Origin of the sequence: Bacillus solimangrovi, assembly GCF_001742425.1 — a bacterium.
GTDB lineage: Bacteria > Bacillota > Bacilli > Bacillales > Bacillaceae_N > Bacillus_AV > Bacillus_AV solimangrovi.
Genome location: NZ_MJEH01000013.1, coordinates 52,461 through 73,779, shown reverse-complemented (window position 1 = coordinate 73,779; position 21,319 = coordinate 52,461). Strand labels below are relative to the sequence as shown.

The following is a 21,319-nucleotide window of genomic DNA, read 5'->3' as shown; positions in this document are numbered from 1 at the left end:
TTTCAGCGTCTGTTAATGCATCATATGCATCACGTGCTGCTTTTACTGCTTCTTCAAACTCTTCTGTTGTTGCTTCTTCAGCATCTAAAGCTTCAATTAATGCATCTACTTCTGCTACTTTTTCTGCATCTACAACTTCAACTTCTTCAAAATCAATAATGTCAGCTGTTTTAGCTTCATCAAGATCAACGTCTACGTCAAACTCTTCAACTTTGTTGTCTGATGCATCAACAAAATTGTTGTTTTCTTTGAAATCAATCTCAACATCAGAAGTGTCGTTATCTTTGATCTTGATGATTAGCATATCATCTTTAATTTCAAGTTTATACTCTTCATTACCTTCAGCAGTTAAATCATCAACAAAATCAAGTGTATCACCGTCACTCTTAACTTTAAGAGTTGTCGCGATTTTATCTGCATCACCTTCGATATCTTCAGAGAAACCTAATGTAATTTTATAAACATCATTATCTTTTTCAACTTTATAGCCATCTTCATAGCCATCTTCATCACTATCTTCTTCAAAGTACTCATCATCATAAGTAGCCGCTACTCCATCTGCTACTTCTACTGAGAATTCGTCTGTACCATCTTCAAATAGAGTTTCACCATATGAAGTTACAGTGTTATCCTTCGAACGTTCACTAATAACTAGGTTGATTTTTTCGTCTTTAATTGTAGCATCTGGATCCAAATCTTCGTCAAGTGTGATTGTTACCGTCTTATCATCATCACCTAGGTCGATGTCATAAGAGTAATCTTCTAGATCGTCTCCTAAAACTTTCTTAGTAACTGCTGTTTCTAGAGAGAAGTTTGCATCTTCCCAGTTATCAATGCGCTTATTGAATTCGAATACAATTTTATTCGTTTCAGTCAATTCAAGATCTTCAACTTTAAGTTTACCTTTAACGTCAGCTTTTGGTAATACTTTATTAGCATATGCATCTTCTGAAAGGTCACCATTAGCATCTTTCACACGAAGAATTGTAAAGTCAATTCCATCTTTCCAAATGTCTTTTCCTTCATCAAGTTCATCATGTTCTGCAGTAATCGTGATCTCTACTTCTTCATCACCGATCGTATCGATTTCTACATCGAATGCATCTTTCTCATCAAGCTCATCAAGAGTATATGATTTTACACCATGTTTTACTGAGTAGTTTGATAAGTTATCGATTGCATACTTATCATCGCCTACAGTCATCTTACGATCGAAGTCAATTAGAATCGTAAAATCTGTTTCATCATCATCTGCATCAACATAAAGATTTGTATCATTCTTAATTACATCACCAAGAACGATGTCATCTTCAACATTAACTTCGAAGTCTTTTTGAATATCTTCTGTCGCATTACCCTGCTTATCTTCAACACCATCGATGACTAACGTGTATTTACCAGCACCAGAAAGGTCATCACCTTTTAATTTGATAGTCACAGTTGTTTTATCAGAGCTTAATTTGATAGAGCTGATTTCAGTATCTTCAACTTCTTCTCCATCTTCATCAAGAATCGTATAGTTATCTTTATCTTCTGCAGAATCTGCATCAAGCTCTTCATCGAAGTCTACAACTAGTTTGTCTACAGTGGCATCAATATCACCATCAACACGTGGTGCTTGATTATCTACAGATACTTCTACTGCATAACGAATTGTTTGTTCATTTTCGTTACCCCAGTAATCTGTAAGTGCTTCACCATCAATGTAAATATATGCCGTACCATCTGGAAGTTCTTCGTCTTCATCGAAACGAATTGTTAACTCGTTTCCATCAAGCTCAACTTCATTTGCCTTATTTTTAGTATTCGTGTGATAGAAGTTTTCGAAAAGTGAATCCTTTTTAGAATCATCGAAATCCTTAATATCTTTATTTAAAATTAACGTTACTTCATCTTCAGAAGCATTGCGGAAGCCTACTACTTCGATTGGGCTGTCATCTTCTACTACTGTCACGTCATGACTTTGCTTTACTAATGAGAATCCAGCATAGTCTTCAAGACCATTATCGATTTCAACTGTTAACTCGTCACCATCTTTAAACGTACCGCCAACTTCGATGATAGCTTCTTTACCAGCATCAACAGCTTTCACTTTCTTAATACGATATGTTTTGTCACCATCTTTTGATGTTACTTCAAATACATCTTCATCAAATTCTGGATCTGTTGGGTCAGTAAATTCATGGTCCATAGATTCGCTGAAAATGACTTTAACAGCATTTTCACCAATAACTTGAACGTCCTCTACTTCTGGTACAGTCGTATCAGAGAATTCAAGGTCAAACACTACTTCTTCACCAAGAACTGCTTTATCAATAACCAATTTACCTTCTTTTTGGTTTTTCATTGCATCGTTAAGTGTAAGAACTGCAATGTTTCCATCAAGAATAGTAACCTTTACAACTTCAGCATCTTTACCTTTACGGTGCTCAAGATCCTTACCATCTGTATTTTCTAACGTGTAGTTATCGATATCTTCAACGTCTTCATTATTAGTTACGTCTTGGTTGAAGGCAACTGCGATTTGACGAAGGTTTGGAGTTTGAACATCAGCTACTGCAAGTGAAGTGAAATCGAATTCTAGTTCAACACCGTTAACTTCGATCGTACCAACTTCACCATCAAGGTCAGCAATTGTTAAAACAACTTCTTTACCTTCTGCTACTACTTCTTCAACATCAACCATTTTTCCGTCAACATAGATGCGGAAGTTATCAGCAGTTACTTCTTCTTCAGATACTTCTGGAAGAGTTACTACTACAGTCTTGCTATCTTTGAAACGAAGTTCAGAAACTTCTAGCTTAGGAGCTAGTACGTCACTTTCAACTTCTGTTTTGTATACGAATGCTGCTGCTTGAGCACGAGTTACGTTTTGAGATGGACCGTAGTGAGTTGCGTCAAGTCCTTCAACGATACCTGCTCCTACTAATGCACCGATATAACCTTTAGCCCATTGAGAATCACCAAGGTCTACGAAATCAAGATCAACACTTGAATCTTCACCGATACCGTATGCTACAGCCATCATTTTAGCCATTTGTGCACGAGTTAAAGTTTCTTGTGGTTTGAAAGTACCATCTGGGAAACCAGAGATAACACCTTCATTAACTAATGCTGTTACGTAAGGAGCGAACCAATCTCCACTGTTAACGTCAGGGAAATCAACTGTTGCTTCTCCTTCAGTATCTAATCCTAGAGTAAGAGCCATAACTTTCGCAGCTTCTGCACGAGTTAGGCTACCATTAGGTTTGAAAGTACCGTCTGGATATCCTGAAAGTACCTCTTTACCTACTAAATAATCAATTGAATCTGTATACCATGCACTGTCTTGTACGTCACTGAATTGAGCTGCGCTAACTGCAGGTGCTACAGCAGATGCTACTACAGCAGTTGTTACAGTTGTTGCAATAAATTTACGGAACGATTTTGGTTGATACGCCATTCCTATTCTTCCTCCCTTTATGTACTACATTTTTAAATTTGACTAATCTTTCAGAGTTGCTTCAATATGAAACGATTCTCTTAGACTAGTGATTCCTATTTTTAGCAAACTACAAAGCTAGTATAATTTCCAATTCGGGTAATGTCAACTAAAATAAGGAACTAGATTCCATTGAACATTTTACCCTTAGTTGAAAATTAGTGCAAGAGTAGAAATCGAAACTTCTAAAAGAATTTTATATTTAATGAGGTAAGATTTCTCTCAGCTTACAATACTCATTATATCTAAAACTGGAATAATTTCGAGGGGTTAGCCCTATTTGTTACACAACTGTAAAATTAATCTTTTTACATTTATGATAAAATTCGAATTAGTTAGTCAGTTTTTTATACAAATATGACAATAATATACGTATGCGGAGGTGGTTACTTGCGATGTAAAGCACTTTTTATTAATTTAGTGGCGACTTTTGTTACAATCTTTACAATCGCCCCCAACGCACTAGCGGCTGAAAATGTTACAACATTATTGCAGACTGCACAAGCGTTGAAAGGAACACCATATTCATTTGGTGGATCAACAACAAGTGGATTTGATTGTTCTGGATTCACTAGTCATGTATTTTCAGAATCCGGAGTAGAATTACCAAGAACTTCAGATAGCCAGTTTCAAGTCGGGGAAAAAGTTTATAAGAATGATTTAAAAGAGGGAGACCTCGTATTCTTCAACACTGATGGAAGTGGCATTTCACATGTTGGTATCTTTATGGGAGATGGCACGTTCATTCACTCAGCTACTGATAAAGGTGTTATTGTTACTGACTTTAATGATCCTTATTATTGGGCAGAACGTTACGTTGGAGCTAAACGCATATTAGATGAAGAAACTGAACAGCAAGAAGTTGCCATGTCAGCAGTAACATTAACAGAGGAAGAAACAGAATAAATACATATTTAGTAAAATATTATAATCAATACATACTTTTAACTCTCCTATCAATGTTACCAGGGGAGTTTTTTATTTTAATTTCATTAATGCTAAGTTCGAACTTATATGAATAAAAACGAAGTAGGGGCTTTATCAAAACCTCTACTTCGTTTTCATTATATTAATCTAGATCATCAATATCTAACTTATCTTCCTCATCAATTACCTTCAAATCAAGATCTTCTACAACATTATCATTCGTATCGGCAATTGGAGCTTTTTGCTCGATATATTCGCCAACTAAGTCTTCTACCTCATATCTATCTAAATCAACAACAAGATAAACGGTTTCATCATCAACATAAGCTGACAGAATATCAAAACGTCCATCACCAACATCAAAGGAAAGTCGTGTTACCGTTTTCGGATCAATATCATCAGTGAACTCAATACTAATTACAGCTTTATCAGATTCACCAATCGCTTCATGAACGAAAACTTGCTCGTCGTCATCTTTTTCTTTAACTGTTGGTCCGACACTATCCGATACTTCTAGGTTACTAAATTTAAGCTTTTGTCCAAATCGATTGCGTGTGTGCGTTGTTGATTCTGTTGTAATATAAACCTTATCATTACCATACGAACCATCACTATCTAATGGTTCATCTAGTTTAATTATTACTGTCTTGTCATCATCATCAAGCTCAATATCATCAATATCTAACGATTCACTCTTAGAATATTTTCCATTCCTATTATCATCAGCAAATACGATAAAGTCATCATCATCAAAATCATAAACAACATCTGTCAATTCAAACTCTAACGTATCGTCATCAACTAACGTTACCTTATCATCTTTCACTCCAAATGTTGATGTTGAGTCTAATGTAACTTCGTTCAAGAAGCTTGTTGTCTTATTTCCTTCTGCATCTGAAACACGTCCGATAAGAAGCTCCACGTCATCTAGGTCTTTATCTTCTGCAGCATCTTTTAAATCTTCAAAGAATGTCTCTATAGCTCCTTCAAGATCATCATCTTTCGAAAACACAATCTCAACTTTCTCACCATCATTATACGTATTCAGATCAACTTCTAATTCATCTTCATCTTCAAGCGAAGAAAGCAAATACGTTTGATCATCAACAGTCAACTCGTACTTATCTAATGATGAAACAGAGTATTCCCCTTTTGTTTCCATTTCACGACCATAATCAATCACGAGAATGATCTCTTCTTCATCTTTATCCCATATCAGGCTACCTTTGAACTCAGATGGTGCCTCAACACTACCTGCTTTCACTTCAATCGATAACTGCTTGCTTTCATTTTCATATAAGTCTTCCATATCATCAATAACGATTGTATATGTACCGTTATTAAATTCACCGTAGCGTTTATCAATTGTTAATAGTACAGTGAATCCTTCTGTGCTATCTATTACATCTACACCTTTCACATAAATATCTTCACCGTCTTTATCAACTAACTCATAAAGGCGTTTATCTTCAGCTAACTCTTGCTTCACTGGTTCGTCAAACGTCACTTCAAACTGTACATAACTACTATTCGCATCGTCTTCATCTAACATCTTAACTGATTTGATCGTTGGCGCTGTCTTGTCATCTTTCAAATCAATATCTTTTCTTATCGTTTTATTTTCATTGCCCCAAAGATCTTCAATTGCTCTACTATCAATAATTAATTCACCTTTAGCTGGAATTGGCTCATCTTCTTCAAATGTAATAACGACTTCATTACGATTTTGTAACGTAACCTTATCGGCATCAATTCCTCCATTCGTATGATGGAAATATCCCTCCACATGACGGCTATCAGCTAGTTTAATGTCTTTATCAAATACAAGTGTTACTTTATTGGGATATACATTCTTCACTTCTACTAATTCTGGGTCATTTTTATCGTACTTTACATCGAATTCAAATTTCTTTTCTTCTAACTTGAAGCCGAAATAATCACGTAAATCATCAGTTAGCTCTAACTTGTATTCTTTTTTGTCAACTAACTCATCGCTAAACTTAATATTAACAACTTTCCCGTGCTCATATACAGTCATCTCTTTAACACGAGGACCTTTCTCTAATTCGATCGAATCTTCAATATCACGGTTCGTAACTTCCTCACCATTTTCTGTTTTGAAATCCATTGCTTCAGAAAATTCTACTTGCACAATATCTTCAGCAATTGCCTTTGCACTTATAACCTCTGGTGGCGTCGTATCCTTAAGGCGAATATCAAAGTCCTCTTCATCACCTGTAATAGCTTTATCTACGACTAATTCAAACTTTCCTTGAGTTGCTTCTTTTAATGTCAAAATCAGTTTATTGTCTTCAAGTGTTGCATCTAGTAACTCAATTTCGTCATCATCTGACTCTCTCAGCGTATAATAGCTTAAGTTCTCAGGATGTCCTCCCTCAAAGCGGGTATGGTTGAAAGTTAGTTCGATTTGCTTTAAGTTGAGTGCTTCAACATCTTCTATCTTCAAATCGACTTCTTCTACATAAACTGTTAAATAAGCTTTCTCAACAATCCCATCAACCGTACCTGTAATTTCATACTTGCCTTCTTTTGACGTATCGATGCTTGTATTGTCCCATTTAACATTAACTTCTTTTTTCTTTCCATCTTTATATGTAACTTCTACTTTTTTAGATAAATTAACTTTACCACCAATTCCAACGACCAAGTCATCTAATCTTTCTACATTTGAAACTCCACTCTCCGCTTGGTTAAATGCTCGATAAAAGAATGTTGCGAATTGCGCACGTGTTACACCTTTCTTTGGTGCATAAGTTCCATCCGTATTTCCTGTTGTAATTCCATTTTGATAGAGAATCTCAATATTTTTACGGTGCTCATTAGACGCTGTCTTCAAATCTGTTAATGGTACCTTTACACTAGATATTTCTTTTAAGTCAAATGCTCGAACAAGCCAAGTTGCCATAATCTCACGAGTTAAATCTTGATTCGGGCTAAACGTCCCTTCATCACCCTTCACAATACCTGCTCCAAGTAGTGCAGCAACTTTATCTGCATTTTTCGTTTGTGCATTTACATCTGAATATACTTCCAAACGCTCAACAGCATCAACTGGAACATCTAACTTCAATGCACGAACAAACATGATTGCAGCATGCTCACGAATAAGTGTTTTATTCGGTTGGAAAGTCCCATCAGGATAGCCCGTAATTACGCCTGAATCAACAAGTGATTCAATTGGTTTACTATAGACACTTGAATCACTCACATCTGGAAAATATGATGCAGATGCAGAAGATACCGCAGTTGTAACTGCCACCGCACTAACAGTTGCTGTTGCGAGAAATTTTTTATATGACATAACGATTTACACTCTCCTCTATGACTAATTGTAATAAGAATAAACTAGTATGCTTGTCTAAATAGTTAATAGAAATGTTTCATAAATTATGAACCAGTGATGTTACCTTATTTAATAAATTACACATTGTTAGATAGATAACACTACACCTATAAAATATTGATTAGAAATCATACATATAAAACAATTTATAGTTTCTTAGTTTTGTAGTGATCATCAGAATCCTCCAAAAAGAAATCTTTGGTAACTTTAGCTTACACTATCTAACAAACTTGAATCAAGCAGACAGAAGTCCCTTATTATAATTATGACGGTTTATTTTGGTAAAAGTTTCAACTAATTTGTCTATGAGAATAAAATAAGGCAGAATACCTAATTCAATACTTTTAGATGGGTTATCCATTAGTAGCTATTAGTTAATTTAAATTAATTAAAATCAAAGAGGACTTGCCTAATAAATCGGGCAAGTCTCCCTAATGAACTTAAGCACAATTCCATTTGTGGTGTAAGCATATCCATTTACAGTTACAGAATATTATAATCGAGTTTTTGAGCGGTTGTTGAATGTAGGATTATTAAGTAGGTGTATTAAGGGTAGTATTAGTGGTATGGTTCGTTCTTAAAAAAGCGATTAAGGTGAAAAATTTCCTTCTCTATTAAGCCTAGCATATTAGTTTTTTAACACTATTTAATTAACTAGGGGTATTAACCAATATAAATATATGTGTTAAAGTTTTTTCTTGAAACTAATTGGAGTTATTTCGACTGAAGTTTTTTCTTAATTTTATGAATTTCAGCTTCATGTTTTCTAGTTTTTGCTTTCAAATAATCAATTTCAATCTGGACATTTTTATTTTCATCATCTGCGATTTCAATTACATTCGCATGAATGTTTAACTTACCCTCAACAAAATGAAAATGACTACGCATTTCTAATGATAAGTGATCAACTTTATCTTCTATACGCCCTTGACCACTCTTCAGATCTTTTACACCTGATGTTAGTTTCACTTGACCTTCCTTTAAACCTCCTATTTCTGTTATTAACTTCGTTTGACCTGTTTTCAGATCTGCTACTTCTGTCGTTAATTTCTTTTGGCCTGTTTTTATACCTTCTACTTCCGTTGTTAACTTTGCTTGACCTGCTTTTAGATCTTCTACTTCCATTGTTAATTTCTTTTGGCCTGTTTTTATACCTTCTACTTCCGTCGTTAACTTCGTTTGACCTGCTTTCAGGTCTTCTACTTCTGTCGTTAATTTCGTTTGACCAATTTTTAGATCTTCTACTTCCATTGTTAACTTCACTTGACCTACTTTTAGATCTTCTACTTCCGTCGTTAATTTCGCTTGACCTGTTTTTAGATCTTCTACGTCGGTCGTTAACTTCGCTTGACCTGCTTTTAAATCTGCTACTTCCGTTGTTAACTTTGCTTGACCTGTTTTTAGATCTTCTACGTCGGTCGTTAACTTTGAAACATCTTCCTTTAACCCGCTAACTTCCACTTTTAGTTCGGTGACATCTTTTTTCAAACCACCAACTTCTACTTTTAAATCAGTAACATCCTCTTTCATTTCTACTACATCTACTTTAATATCCTTTAACTCAGTAAGAATTTCCTTCAAAGTCTGTTCCATTACTCTCACCTCCTTTCAAGCTTGTTTATATTTTATCACGAATATACGTAAGTTTGTAAGTTGAAAAGGGGATACACTTACCAAATATAATAGAAAAGACTTGCCTTTTTACCAAAAGCAAGTCCTTACTGAAACCATCTATTCTGTTGTTTCTGGTTCTTCCATACCACCATTTTCCTCTTCCATTTCACCAGTATCTTCAGTTTCTTCTTCTAACATTTCATCATTCGTGTCTTCAGGAGTTTCTTCTCCACCAGCACATCCGCTTAACAAAGCTAGTGCCAATCCAGCAGAAAGAAATGTTGATAGTAAACGTTTGTTCATGGTTTATCCTCCTTTTCATTAGGTGTATGCAAAATTAGCTTACCCCTTCGGAGAAATATCATGCACATAGCATTCAAATAATCTTATTGCTTCTCACCAAGTGCAAACATAATTTCTGTTTCACAAACTAGTTCGCCATCCACCGTAGCAACTGCTTTACCTTTACCAATAGAGCCCTTATTTCGAGTGATTTCAACTTCTAGACGTAATTGATCACCTGGACGAACTTGGCGCTTGAAGCGACATTTATCAATCCCTGCGAAAAATGCAAGTCGACCTTTATTTTCTTCCTTCATCAACATTGCTACAGCACCAACTTGCGCTAATGCTTCAACGATTAACACACCTGGCATTACGGGATAATCAGGAAAGTGACCATTGAAAAATTCTTCATTCGCTGATACGTTCTTCAAACCTACAACGCGCTTACCTTCCTCAACTTCAATGATCCGGTCAACTAGTAAAAATGGATAACGATGTGGAATGATTTCTTTAATCTGATCAATATTTAACATTATTATTCGCTCCTTTATATATAAAAGACAGGGTTCATCCCTGTCTTCAAAAATTTAATTACTTGGTGTATCTTTTATTACGATATCAATAACTTTTGTCCATGTAGAACGGTCAAGCGCATCAGTTGCTTTCCCATCTCCAATAACACCATAACCGACCATTAGTCCGCTCATAAGACTTAGACTAATTAATAATAAAACGATAAGTACTCTTGCCCAAATAGGAATTAAGCGAACTCCACGTCTTCGAAGTGCCCTCTTCTCACCGTTTATCAATTGTTCTCTTTCCTTCATTTCACCTTGATTCCGTTCATTAATCGACTTTGACGGGTCTGATTTCAATTGAATATCTTCTGACATGGAATCCCCCTTCCTTCTTTCACTACAACGTTATGAACGAAGACCATTTACAAGTTGCATCATCTGATCAGCAATTGAAATTGATTTTGCATTAAATTGATAAGATCGTTGCGCCAGCATTAAGTTAGACATTTCGTTAGACATATTTACATTCGACTTCTCTAACGCACGTTGCTTAAGTGCTACTTCTTCTGGAACACGATTCAAAACATCTTGTTCGGCAAGGTCTAATTCCTCTAGGTTCGGTAGACCATACTGATTATTTCCAAGTGAAAGTAATAGCTGTGGACGAATCACCTCAGTCATAGCTATTCGACCGACTGTAACAACTCCATCATCACGTGTTTTAACATTAATTTGTCCTTCTTCATTAATATTTATCTCTTTAAAATTTTCTGGGATTGTAATTGGTCCACCATTCCCGAGTACAAAATCACCGTTTGCTGTTACAAGATTTAATAACTCTGGATTATCAGCTGAAGGTGATAGATAAAATGCTCCATCACGTGTGTAGCGGAATTCTTCTACACCATTATTATTAACGGCAACTTCGAAAAATTGGTTTTCCTTCAATATTGCAAGATCGAGATCTCGATCTGTCACTTGAATTGAACCTTGGTCAAGCTTCAATTCTGTTTCAGCAAGCTTAGCACCAACACCGCCCCGTATACCATTTGGTGTACGGCGACCAACTTCCTCATCTTCTTTTAGCTGGTTATCAAATTGTTGAACGAGTAAGTCTTGAAAGCTTGTCTCACGACTCTTATATCCATTCGTATCGATATTTGCAATATTATTACCGATTGTATCTATCTTTCGTTGCAATTGCCCCATCGTAACAGAAGCATTAATCATTGAACGATTCATCTACGAACTCCCCCTTACCTTACACGACCAACTTCGTTTACAGCTTTCTCCATGCTTTGGTCATATGAACGTAATACACGCTGGTTTACTTCAAACGTTCGATATGCTGTCATCATTTCTGTCATCGTTTGCTGAACATCTACATTTGAACCTTCTACAAACCCTTGTCTCAACGAATACACAATTTCGTTATTACCGATTGCACTCTCTAAAGCTCCTCCACCATTTACTGCAAATAGTGTACTTCCTTCTTTGACGAGTTGTTCAGGTTCATTTGCATAAGCAATATTGATTTGTGCAATTTGAACTTCACCTTCTAATACCGTTCCATCTTCATTTACAGTAAAATCATTTCCGAAGATTTGAATCGGATTTCCTTGTGTATCAAGAACGTAAAATCCTTCATTCGTTACAAGGTTTCCGCTACCATCTAGAGTAAAATCACCATTACGCGTATAACGCAAATCTCCATTTTCGTTTTGAACTTCAAAAAATATCGCACCAGCACGATTTGTTTCTTCATTAATAGGTAGTACTTGTGCTTGCAATGCAATATCAGTATGTATACCTGTTTGCTGCAAATCTCCCTGTGCGAAATTCGGAATCGCCTCTTGTAAATACACGCCTGTATTAATAGGACCTAACAAGTGTGAATTTTTAAAAGACTTGTTATAAGGTAGTTCTTCCGTATTCAAACTTTGCATTAACATTTCAGGAAAAGCTCGCAATGATCCTTGATCAGCCTTATACCCAGGAGTGTTTGCATTTGCTAAGTTATTCGACAACATTTCTTGCCGACGTTGCTGTGCTATCATACCAGCACCAGCAGTATAGAAGCCTTTTAACATGTAACATTTCTCCTTTCTTTGCTTTTAGCTTTGAAATAGGAGTCTTAACGCCCGTTCACACGTAATAAATTAATTACCCTAACTTCTTTTTCGGCAATTTATCAATATTTTCAAGCATAATGCCTGTGCCCATTGCCACACAATCCATTGGATTCTCAGCAACAAAGACAGGAACCTTCAATTGATCGGCTAACAATTGATCAATACCATGTAGAAGTGCGCCTCCACCAGTTAGAATGACACCTTTATCAATAATATCGGCTGATAGTTCAGGAGGTGTTTGCTCTAGAACACTCTTAGCTGCTTGTACGATCAATGACACAGGTTCATGTAACGCCTGTTCAATTTCTTTTGATCCTACTGTCACTGTCCGCGGTAACCCAGATACCATATCACGTCCACGAATATCAATTTCTTCATTTCGTGAATTTGGAAACACTGTTGCCACTTGAATCTTAATCTCTTCAGCAGTCCGTTCACCAATTAGAAGCTTATATTCTTTTTTAATGTAATTTAATATTTCAGAATCAAACTTATCTCCAGCCATCTTAATTGAAGAAGCTGTTACAATATCACCCATTGATAATACGGCTACATCTGTTGTACCGCCACCGATATCAACGACCATATTACCGCTCGGTTGAAAAATATCCATTCCTGCGCCAATTGCCGCTACCTTCGGCTCTTCTTCTAAAAACACCCTTTTACCGCCACTCTTCTCAGCTGCTTGACGGATAGCTTTCTGTTCAACTGATGTAATATTTGTCGGGCAACAAATAAGCACACGAGGCTTAGATAAGAAGCCCTTCACATTTACTTTATCTATAAAATATTTCAACATGGATTCTGTTACATCAAAATCAGCAATAACGCCATCACGCAAAGGACGGATCGCAACAATATTACCAGGTGTTCGACCGACCATTCGACGTGCTTCTTCTCCTACTGCTAACGCCTTACCTGTTACTTTATCTATTGCAACTACAGATGGTTCATCGAGAACGATTCCTCGACCTTTTACATGAATTAACACATTTGCAGTACCCAAATCAATGCCGATATCTCTTCCGAACATACCATTCAATCCTCTCTTTCACGAATAAAACCGCCCATTAGACATAGTTCACTAATTATATATTTTAACATATATTTCACAGCAATAGCATGAATATACAAATTATTTCCGTTCCATAATAGAGTAGTTCACCTAAATTATTACACTCTATAGTTAACCTTATGTATATCGTATTCGGCAAATCCCCCATAAATTAGGGGCATGCTTCTTCTATTACGTATCAGCTGACGTTAAAATACCACTCCAAAACTTAGGAGAGACGAGCATGAGGAAAAATCACTGATATAAGGATTATTTTATACATACCCTTAAAAATCATAAAAAAACTTGGCATTAAGCCAAGCTCTAACTTCTATAACTGTTGTTCATTCATTTAGTGAGAGAAGAAATATAAGAACATCTGATCAATATATTTAAAATGCAATAAAAGCTCCGACTAAATGAAATCACCATGTATCGTTTGTAACTTTCTACTTTGATATCTTCTCTTTGTCGGTTGGTGGCTGCTTATACTTTAGCTTCGTCGCTTCCCCACCTCGTAAATGTCGTATAGACTTGTGATAATCAAGAATATCCTTTACTTCATTCGCTAACTCTTGATTAATAATTGGAAGCCGCTCTGTAAGATCTTTATGCACTGTACTCTTTGACACGCCAAACTCTTTAGCTATCATTCGAACTGTTTTTCTCGTCTCCACGATATACTTTCCAATCTTGATTGTACGCTCTTTGATGTAATCGTGCACACCACTCGCCCTCCCTAAATTGGATGTGAGAAGTGCGAAATGAAGCCTTAGTGAAGATGCAACGAAGAAAAAACAGGTGCTCATACGTCATAGAAAAACGAAGCATACCTCACCAACAAATCGTTAGTCTTCGTTCCCCATACACTGCCGCTACCTTACTTAAGACGGATAGTATAAAAAAGTTGATGAATAGTCACTCTTCGAAGTCAACCCACGCTGCTCACCTCTAACACTCTCTTCGTCATATTGGTCTTGTAGTGTTCGTTCACTAAGCTTAAGACACGCATCACTACACCTATCAGTTGAAAGGTAATCACACTCACACAATTAGAACTTATTCACATTTATTGAGTGAAGGTTTGCTATTAAAAGTTTATTAATCAAACTGTGCCAATATGCCAAGATAAGTCGATAAATAGTGGGAAACTCCAATTAAGTCATATTCCATTGTGTAACTTACATTTTTTCCCTCTCGTATTTTTAAATGAGCAAGCCCTTTTATTATTCTTCATGATTGTCCAAACAAAAAAAGCTTTGAACTATTATGAAATAGCTCAAAGCCTCCCCATTTAAAATGAAAGCGTTCTGGATTGACTATCTGCTTCCTTTATAAGTTCCCCCCAAGAATCATATCCACGATCACGAAACAATCTTAACAGTTCACTAAACAAGTATGCCGTCGTCAAAGCATCACCAATGGCACTATGGCGTTCATAAATTCTAGTTCCAAATGCCATTGCATAACGCTCCAATTCCCTCATATCCCAAGCAGGAGCCAGAAATCCAATTAAATCTAACGTATCAATTGCATGTGGTTTTTTAAAATTCAGCTTTTCCCGACGAAGCTCGTGTTTCAAAACCATCAGATCAAACTCAACATAGTGCCCGACAAGTGCAACACTCTCGTTCTTTTGGACAAAGTCAAAAAATTGTTCAATGCCATATAACGATTTACATGCACCCTCAACTTTTTCATTCGTTATTCCTGTTAATTCCGTAATATGATTGGGTATCGTTCTGTTTGGGTCAACATAGATTTGAAATGTGTCTTTATCAAGTACTTCCATGCCTTTCATATTTACAGCACCGATCTCAATCATTCGATCCGTTGTGGCAACTTGGAATCCAGTTGTTTCTGTATCATATACTGTAAAATTTAGTTGTTCTAATGGTGTATTCAATGGCTGTGACTCATCCAAAGGACAATTCAATGACTTACGTAGCCAGAACAATTATAACCCTCCCTTCAATCCTCCATCCTTTTTACTTTAAGAAAACCGTCACTATCAATGCATTGAGAATTCAGCTAACATACTACTTTGTAACTCACGAAATGTTTTTAATGTTAACATTAAGTTGTCCTTCTCCCGAGTCGTAATTTGAACAAAATGTAAAATTGAAGATGTTTCTTCCTCTCGTTTATGTTGACTCCATTTTTGACGAACATATATATTCATAATTTCATTGAATGCTACCTTTAAATCAGTTGCAAATTCTTGCTTTAATACTCCCTTCTCTACTAACATCGTTATACGTTGCAATGGCGTTCCATCGACAACCCCATATGCCAATGACAAGATTTGAAGGCTATGATGAAAAGGGAACAATATTTCCTTTTTTATATCAATTTTCTTGCGTTCTAAGCGAAATAATGCTCGAATTGGATGTTCCAATGATGGAACTTGGTGTTCTTTCTCTACTTCGGCCATCCGATACAAAAAGATTTTTGAACGTTCAAGCATTTCTTGATTTTGTATAATAAAACGTTCATGTAAGTCATCATCTCCATATAACTTTCGGAAAGAAAAGAAATTTTGCGCTAATAAGATATTGTCATTCGTTGACTGTAAGATCCATTGCCTTAAACGTGTTTGCCAACGGCTTAACGAACCACGCCAAAGCTCCTCACTTGCCATCATTTTCCCTTTACAACGTTCATAACCTGCGACTTCTAGATACTCAACGATAGCACTACCAAGCTTTTCAAAATAAACGCGAATGTCCTCTTCTTGTTCTGGTAGACCGTTATCATACACGAGGAAATGGTCTTGGTCTGTTAAGATAAACTGCTCTTCCCTTCCAGAACTGCCCATTTGATACCAACTAAATGCAACAGGTGGTGTTAATCCTTCTTTTTCCTTTAACGAGTCGACCGCGAGTTGCACACAACGTTTCACTAAACGGTCATATAAGCTTGTTACCATTTGCAAGGTATGTGTCATAGGAACTTCATCATTAATCATCGTTTCTAATACGGTATAGATGCCATTTTTCACACTAGAAAGCGACTCTTCCTTAGCACCTTCAACACGTTGGATCGTTTTTACCATACTTTCATTACGCTTACGCATTAGATCATCAAATGTGACGACACCTACAACATTGTCATTTTCATCGACGACTGGAAGATGTTTAAATCCCTTTAAAATCATCTTTGTTAATGCGTCATAATAATAATCAAAGCGTGAAATCTTCTCAACATTTGTCGTCATGATGTCAGCTAATGATGCACCATATGATTTCTCCTTAACGATAAAACGCTTCACTAAATCTTGTTCTGTGACAATCCCAACAAGCTCCCCATCTTCCATTACGAGTACAGAGCTTGTTTTATTTTGTACCATTAATGATGCTGCTTGCGAAACCGTTTTATGCAATGGAACTGTTAACGGAGGAGATGTCATTAAGTCCTGTACTCGCATCATAAAGCGTTCACTTTCTCCTGTTCGCTGAGCCAACTGTATCTGTTCTCCTAAAGAAATGTATATGTCGTTAAGACGTGTAACCGCACTACGCAACAAATACGCTTGAACTGAATTATCTTCCCAGCGTTGTTCTAAAACTTCAAACGGAATGTATAATCCAATTGTCTCTTCAATTGCTCGTGACTCAACCACTTCATCATAACGAGTTGTACTCGTCACACCGATAAAATTCGCCAAGCTGACAAATCCAATAATGCCACCTGATTGAACGACCTCTAGCACTTCAATATGCTCGTCATGAGGGTGGTGCAAATAGATTTCTGCTACTCCCTCAAGTAATAAAATGATTCCTTTTCTCGGTTTACTCACTTGAAAGATAACATCAGCAGTATGATATTCTTGTATTTCACATTGTTCTAATAGTTGTATAACTTGGCTAAAGGCCATCCCTCTAAAGAAGGGATGACCTTTCACATATTGATAAATTTGTTCTTTATCCAATCCTTGTTTCTTCTGGGTCTTCATGTATCCATACCTCGCCATCTTTATACGTCATTTGCTCAGGATAACGTAAATCAATTACTTCCTCTTGAATCTTTTGCGAAGGTGCTTTTGTAAGTAATGAAACAATTACATTGGCTAAAATACCTGAAGTTGCCCCAAAAATCCCGGCTCCGGTGTCAATGATACCTGCAATTGTGAAGCCCCCAAACTTAGCTGCAAAGATATATGCGAGCGTAACTGTCAAACCTGTTATCATACCTGCAACAACACCTGGTCCATTTGAACGCTTCCACCAAACACCAAGTAACAACGCTGGGAAAAACGATCCAGATGCTAATGCAAATGCCCATGCGACAATTTGTGTAATGGCTCCTGGTGGGTTAAGAGCAACAAGACCCGCAACGACTGTTGCAAGTACAATTGACCAACGCCCTACTAGAAGGCGTTTCTTCTCTGTAGCATTTGGATTAATTGTACGATAATAAATATCATGTGCTAATGATGATGATATTGAAATCATTAATCCTCCAGCTGTTGATAATGCTGCTGCCATCGCACCAGCTGCCATTAAACCGATAACAAAGATTCCTAGATTTGCGATTTCTGGTGTTGCCATTACAACGATATCCTTACTAATCACAATTTCCGTCCATTGCAGAACACCATCTGCGTTTTGGTCAGCTAAATTAAGCTTACCTGTATCAATCCATGCCTTCGTCCATGCTGGTAGACTACTAAGCTGGCTGCCTGCAACTTGCGTCATAAGAATGAAGCGAGAAAATGCTGCATATGCAGGTGCAGATAAATACAATAAACCGATAAACACAAGTGCCCAAGCTCCACTCCAACGTGCCGCTTTCATCGTTGATACAGTGTAGAAACGAACGATAACGTGAGGTAGACCTGCTGTTCCTGCCATTAACGTAAACATAAGTGCAAGAAACTGCCATTTCGTTCCGTTTTCAAACGGTGCAAAATACTCGGTTAAACCTAGCTCCCGATCAAGCGCACCAATTTCGTTTACAACTTCACCATATGTGAGCCAAGGTAACGGGTTTCCTTTTAGCTGTAAAGACATAAAAATTACAGGAACAAGATAAGCAATAATAAGAACTAAATACTGTGCAACCTGTGTCCACGTAATACCTTTCATTCCACCCAATGAAGCATACGTTGCAATCAAAACAACACCAATTAATGTTCCGATTTTTGCGTCTACCTCAAGTAAACGACCAATTACAACACCTGAACCAGAAAGTTGTCCAATTGAATACGTAAAACTAATAATAATCGTTGCAACTGCAGCTATTAGTCGTGCTGCATTACTGTTATAACGATCCCCAATAAACTCAGGTACTGTATATCTCCCATACTTACGAAGCTGTGGTGCTAATAAGAACGTTAGGAACAGATAACCTCCTGTCCATCCCATCAAATAAGCAAGTCCATCGTATCCAAGAATCATAATCGTTCCAGCCAGACCAATAAATGATGCTGCACTCATCCAATCTGCTCCAATTGCCATTCCATTGTATACTGGTGGCACTCCACGCCCTGCAACGTAGAAATCAGAAGTGGCCTTCGCTTTGTTAAAAACCGCAATACCGATATATAGTGCAAATGTTGCGACGATCATACCTGTTGAAACAAGAAACTGTGCATCCATCCTACGATCTCCCCCTTTATTTATCACATCTCAGCAAGTATTAGCTCCCCCAAACGAACAGCTCTTATTAATGATCGAGCGTACTACCGCTACTAATTGATTCATTTTTTGACTCGTCAATTCCAAACTTTCTATCAATAGCATCACTGACAATTGCATTTACGAACAATAAAACAATGAACAAAACAATTGCCCCTTGAGCACCCATGAAATATGGTAATGGCATCCCATTTACTGTCATATTAAATAAAGTTTCAGCATTGATAGCGATACCAAAAGAAAAAATCATTCCAATTGCGAGATAGATTAAAATACTGATCGTCCTCGCACGGAAATACGCATCCGCTTTTGCTTTGTCAATCTTTCTCAATTACATCTCCCCCTTAATTTATTCTCATCCCAAGAACTCCCCATCATCGATTAACAATTCGTTACAGACGCGTATCATCACCCCCCTAAATTTCCTGAAAAAACTTACTGCAAATCAAAAATAAGCTGAACCGTTTCCCAAAAAGGTAGCGGTACCATTGCTATTTTGATGACCATGTATACAAATAATGCGACAAACGGCATTGCTAATAAATATAACTTCTGTAGCTTCAATCCAAACACAACTGAAAAAATTGTAATTGCCGCAAACAATACTACAATCCACATCCGTTACTCCCCCCTTACTAATTAATGCAACTGTACATAAAACCTTTGATACTCTAATTTGAATTTTTTGTTAATAGTACACGTTAAAAAAGAGGTCAAAATGTGACGAGCAGATCAAGAAACATGGGCTCAATCTCAAGTACATATTCATGTAGCTACTTGAGGAACGAAGAGATGTGAATGCAATTTTCTCCGCATTTTCTAACAACCTCTAATGGGGCATGACTGTAATTGATCGCCTATCCTTTTTACTATTTCGTTAAATGTTTTCATAATATTCTAAGTGTTTGTTGCTAAACTTTAGAAATCCAATTTCCTCTTGTTGGATAAGTGTTTATAGAAATGAAGTGTGTACTATTGTTGTAGAAGTAGTGAATGATTTTATGAAGTGATATGACAAAGAGGTAGACAAAGATTATTTTCATTCTCTTATATGCGTCGCCGAATATGTGTATGTTATATTGAATAACGTTGCCAAAACAGCTATACTTTAAATTTATATGTAAGCGTTAACAATATAATTTTTATCAATAATTACTCCGAAAGAGTGGTTATTAACGTTAGAATTTTCTGTTAATTTTATTTAATATATTAATTCAGTACAGTGTGCTCGTCAAGGTTATAATGGAATATTTTCTAAATTTTTAAAATCTATAACAAGTAGTGAGTTCTTTCAACTGCACAAAAAAAAGCCGAAAGTGTGAAGTCTACACTTCCAGCTCTATCAGCTTATGCACCTTGGTTAGTTTCTTCTTCAGGTGTCTCTTGCTCTTCCTGATCATCAATTGGTGCTTCCTCTTCGTCCTCAATGTTGTTTCTATCTGTTTCTTCTGTAACCCGTTCTTCTTCAGTCCCATTCTCCATATCTGCAACAATTTCAGATAAAGGTTGACCTAGATAATCTACTGGATTAACTGCAACTCCATTGGCACGAATTTCGAAATGAACGTGAACACCTGCGTCTTGATTGAAAACGTTACTGCCTGCAATACCAATTGCTTGTCCTTGCTCAACTTCTTGACCAGCTTCAACTCGAACATCTTCAAGACTTTGGTACATTGTAACGATACCATTATCATGCTTTACTTCAACGACATTTCCAAGCAACGCATCCTTCTCAGCTGTAATAACTGTACCACTTGCTGAAGCAAGAACTTCAAATGACTCGCCGCTCTCTGTTACAAGATCAATACCTGTGCTTTGGTGGTAAGTATTATTATAGAAAACGAGAGCTGCTTGCTGTTCTTCCTCTGTTGAATCGAAATCATAAAAGCCCTTATGGATAACAACTAAATCTTCATTCTCCACAGGCATCAGTAATGATTCTTCTGTTAAGTTAACTGGTACAGCCTCTTCATTTCTATAAGACACTTTCGTTTGTTCTTGTTCTTCTTCCGGAATGATAGTTGCATTATCTCGACCATTTTGGAACCAAAGAACTGCTGTAAGGATCAATGCTGCACTTGCTAAATAAATTGCTGGAAATACCCATTTTTTGCGAAGCATTCGTTGCCATTTTGATCCCTTTGAAAGAATTTGTTTTTCTTCATCTCTCATTATTTATCACCTCACGAACCATTCTGATCAGATCGCAAGAATAATATACTAATTCATATAAATTTTTTTCTATTTATTTTTCGACAAAGTCATTTAAATTATGCATATGATTAAAAAAATTTTCTAGATT

General features: G+C 36.6%; 17 protein-coding genes. 1 reads left to right on the top strand and 16 read right to left on the bottom strand.

Features of this window, described 5'->3' with window-relative positions; all coding sequences use genetic code 11:
- Positions 1-3,442 (bottom strand): S-layer homology domain-containing protein (locus BFG57_RS06560; protein WP_069716689.1); only part of this gene is annotated, 3,442 nt, incomplete at its 3' end.
- A 429-nt stretch (positions 3,443-3,871) separates the two neighbouring features.
- On the opposite strand from BFG57_RS06560, the gene BFG57_RS06555 reads away from it, so the two are divergent.
- Complete coding sequence (locus tag BFG57_RS06555; RefSeq protein ID WP_069716688.1) at positions 3,872-4,387, top strand: C40 family peptidase; 516 nt, start codon at positions 3,872-3,874, stop codon at positions 4,385-4,387.
- Between the two features lie 163 nt (positions 4,388-4,550).
- Here the strand turns inward: BFG57_RS06555 and BFG57_RS06550 are convergent, their stop codons facing one another.
- The 15 genes from BFG57_RS06550 to spoIIQ form a co-directional block, all read right to left on the bottom strand.
- Positions 4,551-7,730 carry an S-layer homology domain-containing protein gene (locus BFG57_RS06550; protein WP_069716687.1) on the bottom strand — a complete coding sequence of 1,060 codons (3,180 nt, stop codon included), beginning with the start codon at positions 7,728-7,730 and terminating at the stop codon, positions 4,551-4,553.
- Positions 7,731-8,486: 756 nt separating this feature from the next.
- Complete coding sequence (locus BFG57_RS18835; protein WP_083249106.1) at positions 8,487-9,365, bottom strand: coiled-coil domain-containing protein; 879 nt, start codon at positions 9,363-9,365, stop codon at positions 8,487-8,489.
- A gap of 138 nt (positions 9,366-9,503) precedes the next feature.
- The gene (locus BFG57_RS06540) at positions 9,504-9,689 is read right to left on the bottom strand and encodes a hypothetical protein (RefSeq protein WP_069716686.1); all 186 of its coding nucleotides are present in this window, start codon (positions 9,687-9,689) and stop codon (positions 9,504-9,506) included.
- A gap of 83 nt (positions 9,690-9,772) precedes the next feature.
- Entirely contained in the window at positions 9,773-10,204 is a 432-nt protein-coding gene (fabZ, locus tag BFG57_RS06535; RefSeq protein WP_069716685.1) for a 3-hydroxyacyl-ACP dehydratase FabZ, read from the bottom strand.
- A 54-nt stretch (positions 10,205-10,258) separates the two neighbouring features.
- Positions 10,259-10,564, bottom strand: a complete 306-nt coding sequence (locus tag BFG57_RS06530) for a DNA-directed RNA polymerase subunit beta (protein ID WP_069716684.1) — start codon at positions 10,562-10,564, stop codon at positions 10,259-10,261.
- Positions 10,565-10,594: 30 nt separating this feature from the next.
- Positions 10,595-11,431: a flagellar hook-basal body protein gene (locus tag BFG57_RS06525; protein ID WP_069716683.1), complete on the bottom strand. Its 837-nt coding sequence runs from the start codon at positions 11,429-11,431 to the stop codon at positions 10,595-10,597.
- Between the two features lie 14 nt (positions 11,432-11,445).
- Entirely contained in the window at positions 11,446-12,279 is an 834-nt protein-coding gene (locus BFG57_RS06520; RefSeq protein WP_069716682.1) for a flagellar hook-basal body protein, read from the bottom strand.
- 73 nt (positions 12,280-12,352) lie between these two features.
- Positions 12,353-13,354, bottom strand: coding sequence for a rod shape-determining protein (gene mreB / locus BFG57_RS06515; RefSeq protein WP_069716681.1), 1,002 nt, complete (start codon positions 13,352-13,354; stop codon positions 12,353-12,355).
- A gap of 470 nt (positions 13,355-13,824) precedes the next feature.
- A complete protein-coding gene (spoIIID, locus tag BFG57_RS06510) occupies positions 13,825-14,100 on the bottom strand; it encodes a sporulation transcriptional regulator SpoIIID (protein WP_069716680.1) in 276 nt (91 codons plus the stop codon).
- Positions 14,101-14,669: 569 nt separating this feature from the next.
- A complete protein-coding gene (locus BFG57_RS06505; protein WP_069716679.1) occupies positions 14,670-15,332 on the bottom strand; it encodes a 3'-5' exonuclease in 663 nt (220 codons plus the stop codon).
- A 54-nt stretch (positions 15,333-15,386) separates the two neighbouring features.
- Positions 15,387-17,330 (bottom strand): DUF294 nucleotidyltransferase-like domain-containing protein, encoded by a 1,944-nt coding sequence (locus BFG57_RS06500; protein ID WP_069716678.1) that lies wholly within the window; start codon positions 17,328-17,330, stop codon positions 15,387-15,389.
- Positions 17,299-18,975, bottom strand: a complete 1,677-nt coding sequence (locus BFG57_RS06495; protein ID WP_069716677.1) for a sodium:solute symporter family protein — start codon at positions 18,973-18,975, stop codon at positions 17,299-17,301. The genes BFG57_RS06500 and BFG57_RS06495 overlap by 32 nt, the downstream gene beginning before the upstream one ends.
- A gap of 67 nt (positions 18,976-19,042) precedes the next feature.
- Positions 19,043-19,345: a DUF4212 domain-containing protein gene (locus tag BFG57_RS06490; RefSeq protein WP_069716676.1), complete on the bottom strand. Its 303-nt coding sequence runs from the start codon at positions 19,343-19,345 to the stop codon at positions 19,043-19,045.
- Positions 19,346-19,449: 104 nt separating this feature from the next.
- Positions 19,450-19,632 (bottom strand): hypothetical protein, encoded by a 183-nt coding sequence (locus BFG57_RS06485; RefSeq protein ID WP_069716675.1) that lies wholly within the window; start codon positions 19,630-19,632, stop codon positions 19,450-19,452.
- A 729-nt stretch (positions 19,633-20,361) separates the two neighbouring features.
- Entirely contained in the window at positions 20,362-21,189 is an 828-nt protein-coding gene (gene spoIIQ / locus BFG57_RS06480; RefSeq protein ID WP_069716674.1) for a stage II sporulation protein SpoIIQ, read from the bottom strand.
- Positions 21,190-21,319 lie beyond the last annotated feature (130 nt).

What these genes read in the sequence shown, in the direction of transcription:
- BFG57_RS06550 (WP_069716687.1), bottom strand. Translation starts at nt 7,730, where the DNA reads ATGTCATATAAAAAATTTCTCGCAACAGCAACTGTTAGTGCGGTGGCA.
- BFG57_RS18835 (WP_083249106.1), bottom strand. Translation starts at nt 9,365, where the DNA reads ATGGAACAGACTTTGAAGGAAATTCTTACTGAGTTAAAGGATATTAAA.
- BFG57_RS06540 (WP_069716686.1), bottom strand. Translation starts at nt 9,689, where the DNA reads ATGAACAAACGTTTACTATCAACATTTCTTTCTGCTGGATTGGCACTA.
- fabZ (WP_069716685.1), bottom strand. Translation starts at nt 10,204, where the DNA reads ATGTTAAATATTGATCAGATTAAAGAAATCATTCCACATCGTTATCCA.
- BFG57_RS06530 (WP_069716684.1), bottom strand. Translation starts at nt 10,564, where the DNA reads ATGTCAGAAGATATTCAATTGAAATCAGACCCGTCAAAGTCGATTAAT.
- BFG57_RS06525 (WP_069716683.1), bottom strand. Translation starts at nt 11,431, where the DNA reads ATGAATCGTTCAATGATTAATGCTTCTGTTACGATGGGGCAATTGCAA.
- BFG57_RS06520 (WP_069716682.1), bottom strand. Translation starts at nt 12,279, where the DNA reads ATGTTAAAAGGCTTCTATACTGCTGGTGCTGGTATGATAGCACAGCAA.
- mreB (WP_069716681.1), bottom strand. Translation starts at nt 13,354, where the DNA reads ATGTTCGGAAGAGATATCGGCATTGATTTGGGTACTGCAAATGTGTTA.
- BFG57_RS06500 (WP_069716678.1), bottom strand. Translation starts at nt 17,330, where the DNA reads ATGAAGACCCAGAAGAAACAAGGATTGGATAAAGAACAAATTTATCAA.
- BFG57_RS06495 (WP_069716677.1), bottom strand. Translation starts at nt 18,975, where the DNA reads ATGGATGCACAGTTTCTTGTTTCAACAGGTATGATCGTCGCAACATTT.
- BFG57_RS06485 (WP_069716675.1), bottom strand. Translation starts at nt 19,632, where the DNA reads ATGTGGATTGTAGTATTGTTTGCGGCAATTACAATTTTTTCAGTTGTG.
- spoIIQ (WP_069716674.1), bottom strand. Translation starts at nt 21,189, where the DNA reads ATGAGAGATGAAGAAAAACAAATTCTTTCAAAGGGATCAAAATGGCAA.